This window comes from Rhodococcus sp. H-CA8f, assembly GCF_002501585.1.
Lineage (GTDB): Bacteria > Actinomycetota > Actinomycetes > Mycobacteriales > Mycobacteriaceae > Rhodococcus_F > Rhodococcus_F erythropolis.
Genome location: NZ_CP023721.1, coordinates 128,613 through 147,380 on the forward strand (window position 1 = coordinate 128,613; position 18,768 = coordinate 147,380).

Consider the following 18,768-nt stretch of genomic DNA (forward strand, 5'->3'; position numbering starts at 1 on the left):
CGGCGCCCCACCTTTCGCCAGGTGGGGCGCCGCAGTTGTATGTTCGGGCTTTCAGCGGGAGGCAAGTGCTGCCTGAGCGTCGGCGTCGTCTGCAGGTGGATACTCACGCATCGCCGCGGGCTGCTCCGACGCGCACCTCGAGCAAAACACCGTGTACGTCAACGCAGGTCCGTCGTGGAAGGTCACCTCGGCCGGGTCGATCCCGCGAAGCCCGCACGTCCCGCACGTCGGCTCGGTGTACGCGCCGCCGAACTGGTAGTCGAAGAACCCGGACGGATCGCAAAACGGGCACGCGATGCCCGCGGCCGTCGAGCAGTCGGCGTCGAGGTCGGCGCACTGCCCGTCGACGCAGACGGTGTCCGGGTACCTCGCACCGAAGGCCGACCAGTGGAATGGTTGACCTCCGGTGCACGACTTCGGTTCCGGCAGCGCCGGATCGAACACCCGACCTCCGTATCTGACGGCGCGGCACGACGTGCATTGCTCACCGTCGAAGGGACCTCGGACGTTCCCGTTCTCCGTCGTGAACCGCACCTCGGCGTGCACCCACGTGTGCTGGCAGGGCGTATCGGTGTCCGGAACTGCGGAGACCCGGGTGAGCGCCGGATCGGGTACCACGGTCGCGTCGTCGATCGCCGGGACCAGGCGACGCAAGCGCGCGCGGGAGCTGGCGTCTCCGTCGTTCTCCCAGAGGACGTTCCGCAGATCCGCCAGGTCGGCGGCTGTGAAGATGCGGCCCCCGTGCGCGGCGACGACGGCGGAGAAGTGCTCGTGCGCCGCTTTGGCGTAGAGCAGGGCGCGGGCTCGTCTGTCGGGGAGTTCGTCCCAGGCGGTGTCGAAGTCGTAGGCGTCGTTCAGCATTTTTTTGGCCAGCGCCGTCACGGGGTCCTCGTCGACGATCTCCGGATCGTCCAGGTGGTGGGTCAATGTGTTCTCCTCGTCGATGCCGTTGCAAGGGAAGTGCCTGATCTTGCGAAAAGGCCGGGCCGTCATTGGAACGAATCGTTCTAAACCTATTGGACAGCAACCCAATTGCCGATCATTCGATGTGAGTTTATCGGGTTGCGGCGCTGTCGTGTCAGCCTCGGAAACCGCGGGCACCCGCCCACCTACGAACCTGACCTGACCACACCCCCTTCTTGGGCGCTGAGAACCCCGCTCCCCGATCAGACCCGCTAGGCCCTCCGTCGACTTCCCCGACCGCATCTCGACAGCCACACGGCGATCTCAGACACCCAAACGGGACCCGCACAGCAAGAAACGGGGCGCCGCCGTCTGGCGCCGCCCCGTTCTCCACCAACCCTCGCCGGTTGCTAACGCAACCACACGATGTCGATGTCATGCACTTCCTCGAAATGGAAGCCGTTCCCATCGTCGTACTGCGACAACCCACCCGACGCCTGATTGTCCGGGTACGCCGTCGACGCGAAACGCTCGATCACACCCACCGCATCACCAAACGCTCCGCGCGCCAACGCATGCCCCAACTCCCACAGGTCGGTCGGCGACATCGGAGTGGTGTCCTCAGCGAACCGGAACAATTTCCGGTCCCGATGCTCGTAGCCTTCCTGGCCGTTGTACCGAACCTCCACCGTCGCAGTAACAGTCACTTCCGCACGGCGCAACGTCCCATCCGGATTGAACGCCTTCGCCTCACGCATCGCGTCAAGCGTCTTCGCGTTCGCCATCTCGACACCAGCGGGACCGCGCAGGCGATTCGTCTTTCCCGACTGCCAGCGATACACCGACGACGGTGAACGCTGCAGCATCGCGGCCACGACCTGGACGCCGCCCAGGCGCTCCACCGACGCTCGGCGCTGAGCACCTTCCTCCACTGCGGCGTGCGGAATGTGGTTGCGCTGCACCCAACGCTGCAAGGTACGCAGCGATGGTTCCTTACGGCCCGCTGCCACAGCAGCTGCACGCAAGCCGTCGTAGCCGATCTGCGTCCGCAGTTCCGGCACCGAGACGTCGCCGGTCAGCCGTGAGACACGTTTGACAGGGGACGAAACCACTGACGATGCGAGGGTTTTCGCTGCAACCGGGTCGATCTGTACGGTCGCACCACTGGCGTCGCGGAACTTCGAAGGCTTCTCGCCCGTGCTTTTGCGGCCGGTGATGCGGGGCCTGATCTGGGCCATCGCTACTCTCTCTCGTCTTCGTCGATGTCGCCGCCGAGAATCTCTCCGACCAACGTGCGCAATACATTCACATCCGAGGCTTTCGCTAATGTGGAGATCTGCTTCTCCGTCAGCGGTGCGCCCTTCTCGAACACCAACTTACCCAGGTACGGCGACATATCGGCCAGCTCGTCGTCCGGCCCCGCAACGTAGGTGAGCGCGTCCGCGAACGCCTGGAAGGGCCAGCGACCTGTCTTGTCCGCCAACGCCATAGCGGCCCGGCGCGAACGCTGACGTGACGACGCCATGATCGTTGCCCGCCACACCGGCTGATGGTGGTGCTGCTTGTTCGATGCCTGCCACTGGTCGGGGTTGAGCATCCGGCCGATGTACCGCTTGTAGATGTTGCCGACGTGCCCTTTCATCACCGTGTCGCCGCTCTCGACGGCGACAGCGCGGGCTTTACGCAGCCGCGTCGCCCACGCTTCCAGGGCGCGGCCCTGATTCGGCCACACCCACGCCTCATCCAGCTCGAGGTCGTCGAGGTCCAGACCTGCTCCGCCGTCGGCGACAGGTGAGGTCAGTGCCTCCAAACTGACGCTGGTGACCCACGTGGTGACGATGCTGTCGTACTTCATGTGCGGATGCGGCAACGGCAGCTTCTCCGGCAACGCGATCGAATTCCCGGCAGGCAACGTCACCCGCCACAACCCGTACGGCGTTTTCTCTTCCCGCGCACGACGATCCGCTCCGATGGCCACATGGTCGGGTCTCCCCCAGCCGAACGAATCCGAACCGGCGCTGGCCAGGTACGACGCTCGCTGGTCGATCGAGATCACCCGATCGACACCGGCGAGATCGTCAGCGTCGAGGGTGCGTGCCCACCAGGTGCGCGGTTCGATCTCGCCGTGCAGCTGCCCGTCGAGCATCGGAACCGGCCCGGCGGTGTCGATGACCGCGCCACGAGTCTTCCCGGCGTCGGAGGACTTGCTCCGGCCCCGTGAGGTACTGCCGCGACGGCTCTGCATGATCTGATCGAAGATGTCGGCGGCGGTGCGGGTGGCGGTCGGGCCTGGCAGTACGCCGAGATGTTCGACGCTCCACGCGATTCGGCGCCCGATTTCGGCAGCTTCAGCCATGGGGCCTTCGGGGAGATCGTCACCGGCACCGAGGATTCCGAGGTCCTTCGCCCGTGAGGAGATCGCCCAGGCGTAACCTTCGAGAATCAGATCGACCATGCGGCGACCGTTGCCCAGGTTGCGGGTCAGGTGGATGCGATCTCCGGGTTCACCGCGAATTTCCCATCCCTGGCTCATCAAGGGCGCCATCGAGTTCTGGATCCGCGGTGCCAGTTCCGCCAACACCATGGCACGAGCTTCGGCGGGGGTTTCGAATTCGAGCTCGTCAGCGGCGACGTACCATCCCAGGCTTTCCAGGATTCCCGTGCCGACCAGCCACACCTGCGGCGCACTGCCTTTCGGCACCAGGCCTTTTCGGTTCATCATCCAGTCGATCAGGCGTGTGAGCTTGTTGATGTCGTCGACGGGACCGGCGAGGTACGCACCTGACGGTAGGTAGCTTCCGGTGTCGGTGAGGATCATCGCGTGATCATCGGCCGCTGTCGACGCTCGAAGAGCAGGGCGAGCTTCCTCCGAGGCCTCCGCAGCGGGCTCTACGTCCCCTCCTGAGGGTTCGGCAACGTCAGCGCCGCCTTCGTCACCCTCAATGGCCCTTGGGGGTTCAGCGGCCAATTCAGCGGCTGTTTCCTCGGTGTCGGCGACGGGCGGGTCCTGATCAGCTTCGGGCTCGACAGACGAAGCGGGATTCTTGTCGTCAGCCGTATCGGCAGCTTCCCCGGACGCGGGTCCCGTGGTCGCGGGATCGACGAGCCCACCGTCGACAGACTCGTCGGCATCGCCGAACAGCGACAACTGACCTTCTACTTCAGACATGTCCAACCTCCTCTCGGGACGACAGTGGCTGCCAGGCAGACGAAAACGCCTGGCAGCCACTGAAAGAAACTCATTAACCCTTGATCAGGTGCTTGATCTGAATCAGGTCGGCGGGGTCGAAGAACTCTTCGAGAGCCGCTGTCGCCGTCTCCGGATCCGCCTTCGCGTTCTTGAACGCTTTGACGATCTTGTCGACCGGAGTCACCTCGGGACGATCCTCATCATCGTTCTTCTCGGCATCCGAAGGACTCGGCTTCGGATCTTCCGGCGGAACCGGCGGAGCTTCCTTACGTTCCAACTCCGCCAACCATGCCGCGACCTGCTCCTCGCGAGGAACCTTCACCAGCGCGCGTGCCTCCCGGACACCCAACTCCCCTGCCCGCAACTTCTCCTGCAGCTCGGGGGTGAGATTGAGCAGCGCGCGGCGCGTCGATACCCAAGCGGTGCTTTTCTTGAGCATCGTGGCAGCCGCTGCAGCCGTGGAAAGCTCCTTGACGAGCATCTCCACGGCCTTCGCTTCTTCGATGACGTCGAAGTCTTCGCGGGCGATGTTTTCGAGCATCGCGGACGTCAGGACCGATGCGGGGCTGGCGGCGAGCGAGTCACGAACCACCACGTCCAAGCCGGGTCGGCCGTACTCCCGAGCTGCAGCGAGACGCCGATTTCCGGTTACGACAATGTATTCGGCCTCACCGATCTCGGTGTCGTCACCGGGGAACACCTTCAGCCATGTCTCGCGAGTGACGGCGGAGCCGGGCTGCAGCTGAACGTCGACGATGCTGGAGAGGTCCTCGAGGTTCTTGAGCTCGTCGCGGGGATTGCGGGGATTACCGGCGAGCTTCTCCACCGGCACATTCGCAAGGAAAACACCCTCAGCACCTGCTGTGACAGGCTTGTTCGTTTCCCGAATCTTCGCGCCACCAATGGGGGAATTCTTTCCGATCGCCCCACCAAGATCGGCGAAACTAGTGCGCTTGGTAGCCACAGTCACCACCGGCCCGTCGCGAGTTCGAGTGCGAGCTTCTGGAAGTCGCTGCGCGCGTTGAAGCTGATCTTGTTGTCGGGGTAGCTGGTGACTACCCGGCCTTCAGCGGCGGCGTTGGTGTGGATGCGGTACTGGCGGATGACGGTCTTCGCCAGTGGCCAGCCCTGCCCCTTGATGAGGTTCTGTGTATCGGTGAGGGATGCTTTGCCGTCTCGGGGATCCCAGCCGTTGATGACGACGACGTAGGGAATCCCGTACGACTGGACCACCTCGACAGTTCGGGCAGTCGGATCAAAGGCCAGAGGCTGCGGAAGCGTCGGAATGACAACCAGGTCAGCAGCTTCCATCAAAACCTTGATCATGGGATCGTCACCACCGGCTCCGAGCCAGCCGGGAGTGTCGACGAAAATGCTGGAAAAATTGGTCAGGTCGGACAATCCACGAAGTGTCTCCGGATTGTCTTCCTGCGTGATCACGAACGGGAGATCGTCCACTCGTTCCGACCACCAGGTGGCCGAGCCCTGCGGGTCCACAGAGACCGCGAGAACGGACTGATTCTCCGTATCGGGTTCCTGTGTGGCTTCGGCGGTCACAGCCGCGAGATTCACTGTCAGCGTGGATTTGCCGACGCCGCCCTTTTGATTGAGCAGGACATAAACAGCCATATTCTCTTCCTCCGTCTATTTCATCCCGTTACCGGGACTACTACCGGGCCTGCGAATTGGTTTCCGCAGTGGTCACAGGATACGTAATTTGTGACCTTCAGGTCACGATTTACGTCCCGCGTGTTCACAGCGTAGACCCGATCGGGTCTACATTGCAAGCCCCGTGCACTTCTATGATCAAGAGGTGATCCACTACCTCTCACTTCGCGACGTCGCCGCCAAGACAAACCTCGCCGTCAACACCGTCAAGGGATACGCCCGCAAAGGCCTACTCCCCGAACACGACGCCACGATCGGAACCCACAGAGGATGGACAGACGCAACGATCGAACAATGGATGCTCGACCGAGGCATGACCAAAAAGCTGCCCGAAACAACGATCCCAGAAGGTACATAACCCCTACCGAGAAACGTCACTGTGACGCAACTCTTTTCCTACCGAAAACGAATCATCAACGACGCCAAGGCAACACACCGCTTCAGCAAGACGAACCATACAACCGAAGCCTCCCCAGCCGCCCACCCAAATTTCAGAATCCACAACCCCCACTCCCCCACCGAACAAACCCGCCCACACACAACAACACCATCACCACACGACACTGACCCCGCGACCGAGACGGAATCGTCGAACACTCAGCAGCCACAAACACGCAACCCCAAACCCGAATCACACCAACCCACCCCACACGCCTCAATTCTCAGCGCTGGACATCCCTCGCCCTCCAAAACCACAAACGACCGCCGGATAACTGCGGCATCACGACGACACCACTCCCCCAGAGATGCGCCGAGCTGCCGCAACATAACGATCTCGGCCCTGCCCGCAAAGAACAGATGCGGCACGCGCCGGTCGGCCGCCACCTTCCGAGATTCATTGGCCCTCATCCCACCTCGCCAGCTGAACCGCACATCGCCGCGACCGCGACCTGCCGCCTAGTCCCTCAACTCCTCCTCTACCTGAAACTGCTAGCAGCCCTGGCAAAAGACTCAGCCCCCACTCCCCCAGCTCTGCGTGTCGACCTTGCGCAGCCTGAAACCGCCCACCGCACACTCCGACAGGCCCCAGTCAGCGCTCCGCCCTCACAATTGAGGCTGCCAGTCCAGCTCTCCATGACTGCATCGCTGCAGACACTCCTGACGCCGACATCGAAAAGTCAGCGACTATCTCCTTAACGGAAATCGCGACCGGACATATCATCGACCCGGGCGAACATCAGCAAGCCCAGCGGGCCAACGAGTCACGACGGCGCGTTCCGCCGAATCACATAAACCTTCATTCGACGGCAGACAACTAGATCCACAGCACTCGGCAGTGCAGATCCCACCGCCGGATGCGATGTGCAATCCGTCGTTTACCTGGTTAATGTCCACCACGTAGCCGACATCAACACTCGCCGGGCAACGGGCGCAGACCTGGCATCAATGCTGAGGCCCCGTTCTCCGACCTTCACTCCGTATCCCCCCCAGACGCACTGCGGCGCACACGGTCAGGCCTGCCCCTAGATGCACCTCCCCTGTTCACCCGATAACCATCCGGAGGTCGACAAGACCGATGGGACCAGGCCGGCCCGGCCGTTTACCTCGGTAACTGTCCACCGCTGCGACGACCGCCGATATGCGTTCCCTTCGCCAGGCAAACGCCAGTCGACAAACAGGCTGCAGAAGCCTTCAACATTTACCGGGTAAACGTCCGTCGACAGACGAGCCGGACCACGTGAGCGTTTTCCGGGTAAACATCCGTCGGCAGCCGAGCCACACGGCCGGACCGTTTACCCGGTAAATACCTGTCGGCCAACAGCCGCACGATCCGGTGACGTTTACCCGGTAAATATCTGTCCGCCGACAGCCACACAAGCCGGTGACGTTTACCCGGTAAACATCCGTCGGCAGCCGAGCCACACGGCCGGACCGTTCACCGGGTAAATATCCGTCGGCAGACAGTCCGAACCTCGGTGATGTTTACCGGGTAAATGCCTGTCGGCAGTCGAACCATACGGCCGGGCCGTTCACCCGGTAAATATCGGTCCGCCGACAGCCGCGCGAGCCGGTGACGTTTACCCGGTAAGTATCCGTCGGCAGCCGAGCCGCACGGGCCGCTGACGTTTACCCGGTAAATATCCGTCGGCAGCCGAGCCACACGGCCGGACCGTTCACCGGGTAAATATCCGTCGACAGCCGAGCCACACGAGCCGGTGATGTTTACCGGGTAAATATCTGTCGACCGACAGCCGCACGGGCCGCTGACGTTTACCCGGTAAATATCCGTCGGCAGCCGCGGGGGCCGCTGACGTTTACCCGGTAAATATCCGTCGGCAGCCGAGCCACACGGCCGGACCGTTCACCGGGTAAATATCCGTCGGCAGCCGAGCCACACGAGCCGGTGATGTTTACCGGGTAAATATCTGTCGACCGACAGCCGCACGGGCCGCTGACGTTTACCCGGTAAATATCGGTCCGCCGACAGCCGCACGGGCCGCTGACGTTTACCGGGTAAATATCGGTCCGCCGACAGCCACACAAGCCGGTGACGTTTACCGGGTAAATATCGGTCCGCCGACAGCCACACAAGCCGGTGACGTTTACCGGGTAAACATCCGTCGGTAGCCGAGCTACACGGCCGGACCGTTTACCTGGTAAATACCTGTCCGCCGACGGCAGTACGAACCGGCGACGTTTACCGGGTAAATATCCGTTGGGAGACAACTCCGAACGTCGGTGACGTTTACCGGGTAAACATACGACGGCAGACAGACCCGAACGTCGGTGATGTTTACCGGGTAAATGCCTGTCGCCAGCCGAGCCACACGGTTGGGCCGTTTACCCGGTAAACATCTGTCGGCAGACGGCCGCACGAGCCGGTGACGTTTACCGGGTAAACATCCGTACAGCCAGACCTGACGGCTGGAGCACCAACCCGGGCACACATCAATTAGCGGGTAAGCCGGGCGGCGGAACCGCTTACTTGGTAGATACTTGCAGGCTGACTGATTTGGCGCTGGCGGACTGGTCGCCAGTTGAGGGAGTGGCAGTGTTTACCGGGTAAGTGTTCAGGGCCAACGAAAGGCTGCACCCATTACGCGAGTTCGCCTGAGTAGCGGGCTCGCGGGTAACCAGTTGTACGCATTGGGGTGTTTACCCGGTAAACGGGATGAGTCAGTTCGGCGTTTTATGCGCGCGGCGTGCTGATTGAAGCAACCGCACCTCGAGGATCGAACTGCGGCCAAGCCTCAGGGCACAAAAAGGACCGGACCTGCATTCCATGGGGGAGTGTAGGTCCGGTCTACGGGGAAGGTGAGACGTCTAGCCGACTGCGCTGAGTTCCGATTCCTTCATTGCTTTCCCCAGCGCGTTGATGCGATCGAGGCGGAAGTCGCACCAAATATCTTCTCCCGCAACCACTACTGGTGCCGTCGAGTAGCCCATTTCCTTGAAACGCGCCAAGGCTTCGGGGGCGTCTTCGAGCATGACTTCCTGGTATTCGAGACCTAACGCGTCGAACTTCTTCTTGGTCGCGTTGCATTTCGTGCAGGACGGCGTCGAGTAGATCGTGATGGTGTTCATGCGGGGATCCCTTCGGTTGACGTGATGATGAAACTTGTGGGGTTGGTGCGCTTACGTAGGGCGGCGACTTCGGCGCGTGCCGCTGCTCGGGCTGATTCGCGAGCGGAGGGCAGATTCGGGGGAGCGGTTCGTGCTCCCTTGGTGTCACTGCCAGCGCCAACGGTCGACTTGGACGAGGTGAACGTGGCTGTCTTCGGGGTCAGGACTGCTGCGATCTCCGCCATCCGCCGCCTACGCGTGGCCTCAGAGGCTCGCTGCGCTTCGGCGAGGTGCTCAGCCTGGTCGGACAGGATTCGCGCCTTACGGAGCGTTTCAGAGGCCTTAGTGGCTGCCGCGCTTGGGGAATCGCCGTTCCAGTCGATCCGACGCAGGCGCCAGGCCATCAGGGCGCAGGGATTGTCGATCGATGAAGGCCACATCCAGCCACGACGCCGGGAATCCTCGTCGAGCGCCTTGGCGATGTCACGCCCCGTCCAGGTCGTGGTGTCGATGCCGGTTGAGGCGATGACCTGGCAAATCGAGCCGATATGCGATGCCCGTCGCAGGGCGGGGACTCGGTTAAGGAGTTCCGCAGCTGCTCGCTGAAGGTGCAAGGGCCTGCATTCCTTGCGTGTTTTTTGGGATTTCCCCTGCCCACGCGCACGCTCGCGTGCGTTAGGTGAGTTCTTCTTAAAAGAACTTTCCCTACGGGAAAGAGATTTCAAGGATAGGGGGTCACGGTTCTGAGCAGCTGATTTCGTTCGACGACGCTTCGGTGTTGCTGCAGTGATGTGTGCGAGGTGCGGGGGAGTGGTCAGGTGAATCGTGGAGGCAGCTCGCGATTGGGCGACGCCGTGGTGCAGGATCGCAGCCAGGTATTCGGCGGTCGTGAGGGTTCTGCCAGTTGCAGCGTCGAAGAGCAAGCGCAGATCGCGTAGAACCCGGCGTACGCGCTTGTCGACGGCTTCGGACATGCCGGTGGCTTTCATGATCGTTGCCCTGCTGGCAGTAACTCCGCGGCCGGTGAGTCCGTCTGCATGTGTTGCATATACCGCAGCGTGCTTGAGTACAGCCTCCGGGCACGTTCGGCGCTGTTTGCAGCTCTCACGGCCCTCAGGGAGGTTCACCGCGTGCTGCACCTGTTCCAGCCACGAGCGGCGGTTCGTCCAGACAGGGACGGGACCAGAGGCGGTCGACGGGAGTGCCCACGAGGTCGTCCCGCGTTGCCCGCCTTGCTGATTCATTGCGTGCAATGTGGTGATGCTATCGGCGGCGTCGGCGAGGTCGGCGGCGAGCTTGTGTGGTTCGTCGTGATGTCCGGCGGCAGTGATGACGAGGGGGATAGTGCGGGCGATGACCTTGCGGACGCTCAGGATCCAACTGCGGATGCTGTGAATCGGTGCGTTGGGTGCAGGCCGGTCGGCGATGACAGGCACAGCGCCGCGGTGTGCGGTGGCGTCACGGAGGGCTGTGAGGGCTGTATCGGCGGCGTCGAGAGCGGAATGCCATTCGGGTGCGAAATCAGCGATTTCGGACACGATTTGGGGTGTAGAGCGATGAAAAGTGGTTCTTTGGGTTGAATCATCGACTACATCTGGTCTACTCTCGAGATCGAACAACTTAATAGGTCACTTTCTCGTATGAGAATGGCCCGCCTGCCGAAGGGCAAGCGGTTCAAACAAAAGGGTGAAAAGAAACCAATTGGTCTCTTTAGCTCACGTGAATCGCAACGCGCAGAGGGTGCGAATCCTCTGCTGGTCACCTGCTCATCACTCGGTCCGGGAAGACGTAGTGGTGATGCGTAGGAAACCTGGGAGCTTGAAAACTTGTTCGAGTGAGGCTGCAACCTGACTCGGACCCGGAAACCCCCTCACGGGGGTTTTCCTAATTCTCAAGCGGATTTAGTTGTCACTAAGATCCGCGGGCAATTCCTCTCTGTAATGACACCTCGGTTATTCGAGGTGCGTTTCCATCCCACCACACCGGGGAAATCCCACAAAAACGCCGCGCCGGGCGGAAAAAAGTCACATTTTTCATGTCTAGGCGCCCAAATCCAGAGTGAATTGCACTCCGCTGGCCGTAGCGACTTCACGCTCGAGCGAACGCAGGGTTTCACGGTCCGCACTCAACTGCTCAACGACCTCTGAATCGAAGTCACCGGCCTGCACGAGCTCCAGCGGATCGGCATCAGGGTCGCCATGAAGAGTGCGCTGCGCTTCGACACGGTTGAGGTATCCGAGCAATGCGCGGTCATTCTTCAGCTCGGCGCCGCGGCTCGAGAAGATGCGTCCACCTTTGATCTGATCGCGAGGCTTGTCGGCTTCAATCTCCGCATTGCACCGTGCGAGCATCGGGCATGCCGGGCCTCCGTTGCGGCCGAGGCACAGTGACTTCGCGTAGCAAGCATCAGCGAAACTCGCGTGGTTGAGATCGAACAGGGGGACGTCGTAAGCGCAGGGGGTCCAACCTTCGCGGACTCGACCTAAACCTTTTGACGGTTGGGGGAGCGCAGTCTGACGTCGCTTGTCTACAGTGGACATGAGCATTCCTTTGCTGAGGGTGTTCATCTGTGAAGAAGAAAAGTCGCGTTTGGGCTGGCACCCGCGCGACACTGGCCGGGTTTTACACCCGACTGTCAGTTCCCCTTGGCCCTGGCAGGCTGAGGGGAACGCCTGTTTTCACGTCGTCTTCGTTGTCATCTCGGTTCCTTTCGTTCCTGATCCAGTGCTTTTGAGGTTGTCATCGGGCGTCACCATGTCAACAAACTCGCATATACTTCGCTCATTTAGTTCGCTCACTCAGTAGCAGATTACGGGAGGTGGGGCATCATGTCCAGAGTTGGGAACGACCAGGATGCAGGGAGACGTGTGAGCAGGCGTGTAACGCGCGGCTTCCAAGGGAGTCGTTTGGCTGCGGCGCGCAAAGCGTTCGGCGGAAAACCGGGGATGACCATCCCTGAGTTGGCGCGACTTTCCGGCGTCAGTGCCGCAACCCTGCGTCGCTGGGAAAGCGACATCACGGTCCCGCAAATCGACAAGCTGCTCGACGTTGCCGAGATCTTGGAAATCAAGGTTCCGATGGAGTCCCTCATCGAGGTTCCGCGTGATGAGCGGTATCCGGTTGACTGGCGTGCTCTCTTCGGGCTGCTTCAGCCAACTCTCGGTGCCATGATCGGTGTGCGAACCACTGTTGTCAGTGACATCGAGCGAGGTGGGCGGTTGCCAACTCCGAAGCAGGCCACCGCGATCGCCAAGATTTACGGCATTGCACCTGCCGAATTCCTGGCCTCCTGTGAACGCGCGAGGGCGCGACCGCCGCGTTCCAGCTACTGAATTGATTGTCCTGCTAGGCATTTCGCTACTCGTCCCCGTTGTGCCTTCGATGTCATCTCCAGGGGAAACCTCGGATCGGGCGATCGACTGAAGATGAGTCGCTGTGTGCCACGGTGATGATGCCGCGCCGCCGTTGAAACCTGTGAAGGCCGACGACTTAATCCGAGCGCCTATTCCGCGGAGATTGTTCCTGCGGGCGCGGGTGACGGGCCTCGGATCGTTCGCTGCCTGGCTTGATTCCCGCTGGTGGTCGGTGGGGCGGCCGGGGGAGTGGCGAAGAGTGTCGTCGCTACTCGCGAACTCCGGTGCTGTGACCAAGCTCACTGCCGAGCTGGGGTAGCTGAGTGAGAGAAACGTAGGTCGCGTGCGCCGTGTCGGATCGATTTTCATGTCACCCCTCTCCGCTGTAGTTGAAACCGAAACCACTGGTAGGACGCCTGTTCGGCCGGTCGTGACAGACCTTAGAGCACGATACTGACGAATGAGAACACAGCTTTTTACCAACTCTTTACCGTGTTGCTGAGGTGCGTAGGCGGATGTAACGCCAACGAAGCCCGCGATGATAAGCGTGTACGTGAGGGTGAACATTTCCTTGAAGGTCGACGTTCGGTCGGACTTCTCGCTCGGATGCTTGCGGCCGACGCGGACGTAACCTTCGAGGTGATGGGCACTATCGGACGCAGCGGAGGGATTCTTCCGGGCGCCATCACCTAGAACCTCGCGAAGGCGCTGGGCGTCTCTTCCCAGGGGTGGGCGGCGGCGAATCGTCGCGCGAATCGGTGCGGCATCGATGCGCCCGCCTGCATCGGCACTGGCTTCGGCGGGTGTGTATCGCCCCGCGTCGTGGCTTGAAACTGGCACTATCTGACAACTCCCCATTTTTCGGCAACCGGAAACAGACCCACGAAATGTGGGCCTTCTGCTTCCGGAGGGGAGTCGCTCACCGACCGGTGCTGCGACAAGGCATAACCCTGTCGTTGCTCAGTAAATACCGACAAAGCGGTTCCCGCAAAATTTGTGAGCACCGCCACACACCGCGTGGTTGGTTTGGTGTGTACCGGTGAGTAACTAAATCTCGGGCAGTTTATGCTGGCCAAATGGCGATAAAGGGAATGTGGCTGGCCGTCGACATCATCGGCACGGCCTACGGAAAAGACGTGTTCATCCACTCGGCCGGGGGCGAGCGAGTTGCTACGACACTCCCACGCTGCGCTGGCCAACTCGGCCTCGGCAAGAAGGGGGAGATGGTCGTAGAGGCCGTCGTCCGATCACTTCTCGCAGGCAAAGAAGTCCCGAAGGTAGATGGACTCATTGTCGAAAGTCACCAGATCGACGCATCCGACGGAACGCCGGTCGCCCTGATCGTCTGGATCGGCGAGAACGAGCCGGAACCCCGGCCGACCTACAACGTGTGGGTTCTGGACATGTCCGCAATGACAACGCGGACCAGCGGCGACGATCCGTCCATGATCGGCGACGGGCGAGAAGCCGGAGAAGAACGCCACGTCCAATACCTCTTCACCTGGCTCAACCCCGAGGACGCCTGGGGCATGGTCGGCGGATACTACGACGCCCTCACCGGAGAAGACGGCATGCTCATCCAGAGCTACTGGTCTCTCCGTCCCGGCGGCACAGACTTCGTTCATATGTGGTCCTCATGCCGCCTACGGATAACCGATGACGGAAACCAGCGCACGCTCTACGGGCTCACGCTCAAACTCCAAGAGCGAGAGCTCGAAGCGAACATCGCGTCGCTGGTCAAGTACAGCAACGCCACCCTCATGCTCGTCGAAGCGCGCAATCGAATCCCGTTGACCACAGTCGGCAAACACGCGCCGCTCCGCGAATCGCAGGTTTCGCAAGTTCTCGATCAGATCGACCTCGAGCAACTCGCCAGTCACAACGACCCCGAGAGCGGCGCTCAGAAACTTCTCATCGACGGAGAGCCCTACACCGCAGCGACATTCGAGCTGCACTCTGCACGCGCCCGGGAAAAGCACGGCGACCCGGTCGCCATCATTCTCCTTCTCGAGGACTCAGCAACTCCCGCCTAACCCGGGAATGACACTTCATTCCACTGCCACACAAAACATTTGGAGACTTCTTACATGCGTGTACTCGTCACAGGCGCAAACCGCGGAATCGGCGCAGCGATCGCGAAACAACTTGTTTCCGAAGGACATACAGTCTGGGGAACACACCGCGGCGCAGAGGTCCCGGAAGGCGTGCGCGGCGTCGAATGCGACGTCACCGACGACACATCGGTCGACAGCGCGTTCGCCTACGTCGAAAAGGAAGACGGACCTGTCGAGGCCGTCATCGCCAACGCGGGAATCACCGACGACACCCTGATCATGCGCATGAGCACCGATCAGTTCACCGGCGTAGTCGACACCAATCTCACCGGAGTCTTCCGCGTCGTCAAGCGCGCGTCCCGGAACATGCTCAAGAATCGTGCTGGCCGCATCGTCATCATCGGATCAGCCAGCGGAATGTCCGGCATGCCAGGGCAAGTGAACTACACCGCCGCAAAAGCCGGAGTGATCGGCATCGCCCGCTCGCTCGCACGAGAACTCGGTTCACGCGGCATCACGGCCAACGTCGTCGCACCCGGTTTCACGGAAACCGACATGGCGGCGGAAGTGAGCGACACCGTCGTGGCGAAGGCGCTCGAGCACATCCCGCTGGGGCGTTTCGGTAAGCCTGAAGAGATTGCGGCAACCGTTGGATTCCTTCTCAGCCCCGGCGCCGGATACATCACGGGGACCGTCATCAACGTTGACGGTGGCATCGGGATGGGGCACTGATCGGCTCGAACCAATGCATAATCCGGAGATAGATCCTGGTTCGGTGACGCACTCGTCGGCGCCGAAAGTGCGTACGCCGAATCCGTTGGCTCGCTCCGCCTTCGAGCCGGGTCGAGTGTCGCGCCACGGGGCGCGTCATCTCGACCCAGGCGGGCAGGCCAAGTGATCTCGCACGAGCGCAAGACTGGCGATGTGGGGTCTCTCATCCAGTTTCTGCTGGCCACCCAACCTGTCGATGGGGTGCAGGTCGTCGACGGCTGTGGGGCAATACACCAGCATCTGCGGTCGAATCCCTTGCCGCAGAGTCGAGACGGCCACGCAGTCTGGGCGCAGTCAATCGCAGCTCTCATGGAGAAACCGCAGCGGAAGCTGTCAGGACTGAAATCGTCACCGCGGGGACCGAAGTCGCCGATAGAGTCATGGACGGCCGTCCTCAACGTCGGTACAGACGCACTCTGGGGGGTGCGCGGTGACATACAGGTCATGACGACCGCCGTGATGAGCCGCCTCGGCATCGCGTCCGACGACGGCTCGTGGCGCTGGATCGCGTTGTCACTGCCGATCGTCGGCCGCGTCGAGCGGCGAGTGCAGCTGGCAGCGACACCGCTGGACTACCGCGACCCGACATGGAGTCTGCTCGACCACGAGACATGGGCGCAAAGGACAGCGGCGACGGTCACGGGGGATGCGGAGCGCGGATACCTGCTCTGAGACGGACTGGCCGCGACCGCCCGGATGGCCGATATGGTCGAGGGCGGCGCGGCCGACGGGTAGTCGGGATTCGAGCCGAGGTCCACATTCGAACAGCATCAAGGGAAATCGATGAGCATGGACGGCCTGGACTTCTCCTGGGATCGCCGCGCCATCCCGGCACTGCCGGGCAGGATCAGTCGCGACGAGATCGCGCACACCCTCGCCCGCAACTTGGTGGACTGCGTCTGGAACACAGCCGCATTGGAAGGGAACTCGTTCACCACCCGTGAAGTCCAATCCCTGATGGACGGCGAACAGGTGGCCGGGCGCCCGATCTCCGAAGTGCACCAAATCGCCGACACCGCAGAGGCTTACACATGGCTGCTCGCCCAAGTCCGAACGGACTCCCTCGGCTGGGACCGTGAAACCTCCGACCACAGCAACGGCATCCTCGCCCGCCACGAAGCGTTGATCGCCGGACAATTCCGAACCTCCGAGGTGTCCGTCCACCTCGGCGCCCGCGGCGCGTACACACCGCCACCAGCGGGCGATCTCGAAGATCACTACCGCGCAGGCATTTCGGCACTCGACAACATCGACCGGCCAGACGAACGAGCACTCGCATACTTCGCGTTCGGAGCCCGCGCTCAGTTCTACTTCGATGGCAACAAACGAACCTCACGACACCTCATGAACGAGATCCTGATGTCCGCAGGGCACCGCCCGATCGTCGTGCCAGTCGCGCGAGAACTCGAATTCGACGAAGCGTGCGTGAGCATGTTCGCAGACGCCGACGCCACCGAAATAATGCAGTTCTTGGCCTCCTGTACGGCCTAACCTTCCCAATCGACGCGCACTGACCTTGCAGTTTCCTTTAATTGGAAGATATATTCCATCTATGCGAAACGTGCCTCCGGCGCTCATGCCGATCTTCCGATCGAAAGCACAAGCCGAACTCCTCGCCCGCGTACTCCTGCACCCCGGCGAACAGTTCAGCCTCACCGACCTCGCAGCACACACAGGCGTCGCACTCTCAACCATGCACCGCGAAGTCGCACAGCTGATCACAGCAGGAATCCTCACAGACCGTTACGTTGGCCGGACACGCCTCATCTCCGCCGCCGACACCCCCGTCGTTGCCCCACTTCGCCACCTGGTGATGCTCACCTACGGGCCTCCGCAGGTCATCGCCGAAGAATTCGCCCTGGTCGGCGTCGAGAAGGTAATCATCTTCGGCTCGTGGGCCGCGCGCTACGAAGACCAGCCCGGTCGCCAGCCCAACGACATAGATGTTCTACTGGTCGGCGACGTCAGCCGCCTACAGATGTACACCGCAGCCGAACTCGCGTCAGAACGAATCGGAAAGCCAGTCAACCCTGCCGTCTGCAGCGTGCAGGTGTGGGCAAACCCAGAAGGAGACGTATTGGTGTCCGAGATACAGAAGTCCCCGCACCTCACCGTGTTTGAACGCGAAGCCGAATGACGGCAGCGTGGGGGACCGGCCAGGAAATCATCCGTAAACTCCTCGACGCAGGTGACCTCGAGCAAGTGAGCGGCAACGCCGCCGACGGCTCATTCCTGCTCACCGAAGCCCGAAGCCGCTGCGCGAGCGCCCGAACAATCAAGGGGTCCGACCCGACCGGCGCGTACGTTATGACGTACGAAGCCGCACGCCACACCGCAACCGCTCTTCTCACACAGCAAGGTCTGCGGATCACAAGCAAAGGCGGACACATCGCCGTCGTTGAAGCCGTCCTCGCACAATTCGGCAAGAGTCGATTCTTACAGCTCTCCGGAATGCGTCGCCGACGGAACGACCTTGAGTACCCACGAGATTCGAGTGAGACGGCAGTAACGATCGAGGAAGTCGACGAAGCACTCGACTACGTCGAAGGGCTGTTGGAAGCCGCAGAGATGCTGCTCCCCAAACTCGGACTGTGGAGCTGAAATCCGCGTCGTGAGTAAGCGCCTTACCGAGGCGGCGTCTCAGCTGCTCGCCCACCCACGGACCGCACCTGCTGCACAAACCGACGAAACGCCTCGAAGCCGCCGAACAATGCCTGTTGCAACTCCTCGGCGCTGTCGATCCAGACGACGCCCTCCAATACCGACACATCGCCCGGGTCGTGATTCCGATTCGGGACGAGATACGTCGGATTACCCTCCGGACTGACGATCAAGAACCCCGCCGCAGCACAGAGGTCGTAAATGAACGCACACTCAGCCGTGGACAGCGTCGCGTGGTGGATGCACCCGGTGAGCGGCTCACTCTGGTCCAGCGGGTCCAGAGTGAGCTCGGTGTAAACACCATCGAACTTCAACGCCTGGTCCTGGCTGTCGACAAGCTGGCCGCTCGGGTGAACCCGCAATTCTCTCTGATCGAGGAAAGCGACCACCGCATCCCGATCCGCGTCGAGACCCTTGTCGTTCTCGATCCGCATGAAATACAGCGAGAAACCCATCCGTCGACCCCTTCAGTTCGTTTTCCCAAGTCTGTCGTACCGAGAACCAATGCCGCGACCGACCGCCACGAGAGCGCCGATCCGGTTGTGGCACAGACGCAAACCAGCCACATCGCACCGGTTCGAACGTGCGCTTCGACGGTCTGAGGAGGTCTTCGACAGGTAGGGGAGCGGCAACCGGAACGAGTGAGCCCGGCACCGTACATCGG

The 18,768-nt window shown here is 61.6% G+C and carries 17 protein-coding genes; 8 read left to right on the forward strand and 9 right to left on the reverse strand.

Annotated features, from left to right (window positions below; all coding sequences use genetic code 11):
• Nucleotides 1-51 precede the first annotated feature (51 nt).
• The 5 genes from CPI83_RS29530 to CPI83_RS29550 form a co-directional block, all read right to left on the reverse strand.
• Nucleotides 52-927, reverse strand: coding sequence for a hypothetical protein (locus CPI83_RS29530; protein ID WP_157920669.1), 876 nt, complete (start codon nt 925-927; stop codon nt 52-54).
• A gap of 386 nt (nt 928-1,313) precedes the next feature.
• Nucleotides 1,314-2,141, reverse strand: a complete 828-nt coding sequence (locus tag CPI83_RS29535; RefSeq protein ID WP_097388407.1) for a hypothetical protein — start codon at nt 2,139-2,141, stop codon at nt 1,314-1,316.
• Nucleotides 2,142-2,143: 2 nt separating this feature from the next.
• The gene (locus CPI83_RS29540; protein WP_097388408.1) at nt 2,144-4,072 is read right to left on the reverse strand and encodes a hypothetical protein; all 1,929 of its coding nucleotides are present in this window, start codon (nt 4,070-4,072) and stop codon (nt 2,144-2,146) included.
• A 73-nt stretch (nt 4,073-4,145) separates the two neighbouring features.
• A complete protein-coding gene (locus tag CPI83_RS29545) occupies nt 4,146-5,057 on the reverse strand; it encodes a peptide transporter (RefSeq protein WP_097388616.1) in 912 nt (303 codons plus the stop codon).
• 2 nt (nt 5,058-5,059) lie between these two features.
• Entirely contained in the window at nt 5,060-5,722 is a 663-nt protein-coding gene (locus tag CPI83_RS29550) for a ParA family protein (RefSeq protein WP_097388409.1), read from the reverse strand.
• A gap of 184 nt (nt 5,723-5,906) precedes the next feature.
• On the opposite strand from CPI83_RS29550, the gene CPI83_RS29555 reads away from it, so the two are divergent.
• A complete protein-coding gene (locus CPI83_RS29555; RefSeq protein WP_157920670.1) occupies nt 5,907-6,119 on the forward strand; it encodes an XRE family transcriptional regulator in 213 nt (70 codons plus the stop codon).
• A gap of 2,906 nt (nt 6,120-9,025) precedes the next feature.
• Here CPI83_RS29555 and CPI83_RS29560 read toward each other — a convergent pair.
• The 3 genes from CPI83_RS29560 to CPI83_RS30840 all read right to left on the reverse strand — a co-directional run bounded on the left by CPI83_RS29560 (nt 9,026) and on the right by CPI83_RS30840 (nt 11,805).
• On the reverse strand, nt 9,026-9,286 hold the full coding sequence (locus CPI83_RS29560) for a glutaredoxin domain-containing protein (protein WP_097388411.1): 261 nt from the start codon (nt 9,284-9,286) through the stop codon (nt 9,026-9,028).
• Complete coding sequence (locus CPI83_RS29565) at nt 9,283-10,803, reverse strand: hypothetical protein (RefSeq protein WP_097388412.1); 1,521 nt, start codon at nt 10,801-10,803, stop codon at nt 9,283-9,285. The genes CPI83_RS29560 and CPI83_RS29565 overlap by 4 nt, the downstream gene beginning before the upstream one ends.
• Nucleotides 10,804-11,304: 501 nt before the next feature.
• Entirely contained in the window at nt 11,305-11,805 is a 501-nt protein-coding gene (locus tag CPI83_RS30840) for a hypothetical protein (protein ID WP_157920671.1), read from the reverse strand.
• 327 nt (nt 11,806-12,132) lie between these two features.
• Here CPI83_RS30840 and CPI83_RS29575 point away from each other — a divergent pair, with 327 nt between their 5' ends.
• The 7 genes from CPI83_RS29575 to CPI83_RS29605 all read left to right on the forward strand — a co-directional run bounded on the left by CPI83_RS29575 (nt 12,133) and on the right by CPI83_RS29605 (nt 18,044).
• Nucleotides 12,133-12,597, forward strand: coding sequence for a helix-turn-helix transcriptional regulator (locus CPI83_RS29575; RefSeq protein WP_198586390.1), 465 nt, complete (start codon nt 12,133-12,135; stop codon nt 12,595-12,597).
• Between the two features lie 1,097 nt (nt 12,598-13,694).
• Nucleotides 13,695-14,651: a hypothetical protein gene (locus tag CPI83_RS29580; protein ID WP_232816966.1), complete on the forward strand. Its 957-nt coding sequence runs from the start codon at nt 13,695-13,697 to the stop codon at nt 14,649-14,651.
• Between the two features lie 54 nt (nt 14,652-14,705).
• Nucleotides 14,706-15,404, forward strand: a complete 699-nt coding sequence (gene fabG, locus CPI83_RS29585; RefSeq protein WP_097388416.1) for a 3-oxoacyl-ACP reductase FabG — start codon at nt 14,706-14,708, stop codon at nt 15,402-15,404.
• Nucleotides 15,405-15,887: 483 nt separating this feature from the next.
• Nucleotides 15,888-16,115, forward strand: coding sequence for a hypothetical protein (locus CPI83_RS30845; protein WP_157920672.1), 228 nt, complete (start codon nt 15,888-15,890; stop codon nt 16,113-16,115).
• Nucleotides 16,116-16,226: 111 nt separating this feature from the next.
• Nucleotides 16,227-16,934, forward strand: a complete 708-nt coding sequence (locus tag CPI83_RS29595; RefSeq protein WP_097388418.1) for a Fic family protein — start codon at nt 16,227-16,229, stop codon at nt 16,932-16,934.
• A 61-nt stretch (nt 16,935-16,995) separates the two neighbouring features.
• Nucleotides 16,996-17,580 carry a winged helix-turn-helix domain-containing protein gene (locus CPI83_RS29600; RefSeq protein ID WP_097388419.1) on the forward strand — a complete coding sequence of 195 codons (585 nt, stop codon included), beginning with the start codon at nt 16,996-16,998 and terminating at the stop codon, nt 17,578-17,580.
• Entirely contained in the window at nt 17,577-18,044 is a 468-nt protein-coding gene (locus CPI83_RS29605) for a hypothetical protein (RefSeq protein ID WP_097388420.1), read from the forward strand. The genes CPI83_RS29600 and CPI83_RS29605 overlap by 4 nt, the downstream gene beginning before the upstream one ends.
• 23 nt (nt 18,045-18,067) lie before the next feature.
• Here CPI83_RS29605 and CPI83_RS29610 read toward each other — a convergent pair whose 3' ends face one another.
• Complete coding sequence (locus CPI83_RS29610; RefSeq protein ID WP_097388421.1) at nt 18,068-18,559, reverse strand: hypothetical protein; 492 nt, start codon at nt 18,557-18,559, stop codon at nt 18,068-18,070.
• Nucleotides 18,560-18,768: the final 209 nt, after the last annotated feature.

Coding starts and splice junctions, on each gene's coding strand:
- CPI83_RS29535 (WP_097388407.1), bottom strand. CDS start 2,141: ATGGCCCAGATCAGGCCCCGCATCACCGGCCGCAAAAGCACGGGCGAG.
- CPI83_RS29540 (WP_097388408.1), bottom strand. CDS start 4,072: ATGTCTGAAGTAGAAGGTCAGTTGTCGCTGTTCGGCGATGCCGACGAG.
- CPI83_RS29550 (WP_097388409.1), bottom strand. CDS start 5,722: ATGGCTGTTTATGTCCTGCTCAATCAAAAGGGCGGCGTCGGCAAATCC.
- CPI83_RS29560 (WP_097388411.1), bottom strand. CDS start 9,286: ATGAACACCATCACGATCTACTCGACGCCGTCCTGCACGAAATGCAAC.
- CPI83_RS30840 (WP_157920671.1), bottom strand. CDS start 11,805: ATGTCCACTGTAGACAAGCGACGTCAGACTGCGCTCCCCCAACCGTCA.
- CPI83_RS29580 (WP_232816966.1), top strand. CDS start 13,695: ATGGCGATAAAGGGAATGTGGCTGGCCGTCGACATCATCGGCACGGCC.
- fabG (WP_097388416.1), top strand. CDS start 14,706: ATGCGTGTACTCGTCACAGGCGCAAACCGCGGAATCGGCGCAGCGATC.
- CPI83_RS30845 (WP_157920672.1), top strand. CDS start 15,888: ATGACGACCGCCGTGATGAGCCGCCTCGGCATCGCGTCCGACGACGGC.
- CPI83_RS29595 (WP_097388418.1), top strand. CDS start 16,227: ATGAGCATGGACGGCCTGGACTTCTCCTGGGATCGCCGCGCCATCCCG.
- CPI83_RS29600 (WP_097388419.1), top strand. CDS start 16,996: ATGCGAAACGTGCCTCCGGCGCTCATGCCGATCTTCCGATCGAAAGCA.
- CPI83_RS29605 (WP_097388420.1), top strand. CDS start 17,577: ATGACGGCAGCGTGGGGGACCGGCCAGGAAATCATCCGTAAACTCCTC.
- CPI83_RS29610 (WP_097388421.1), bottom strand. CDS start 18,559: ATGGGTTTCTCGCTGTATTTCATGCGGATCGAGAACGACAAGGGTCTC.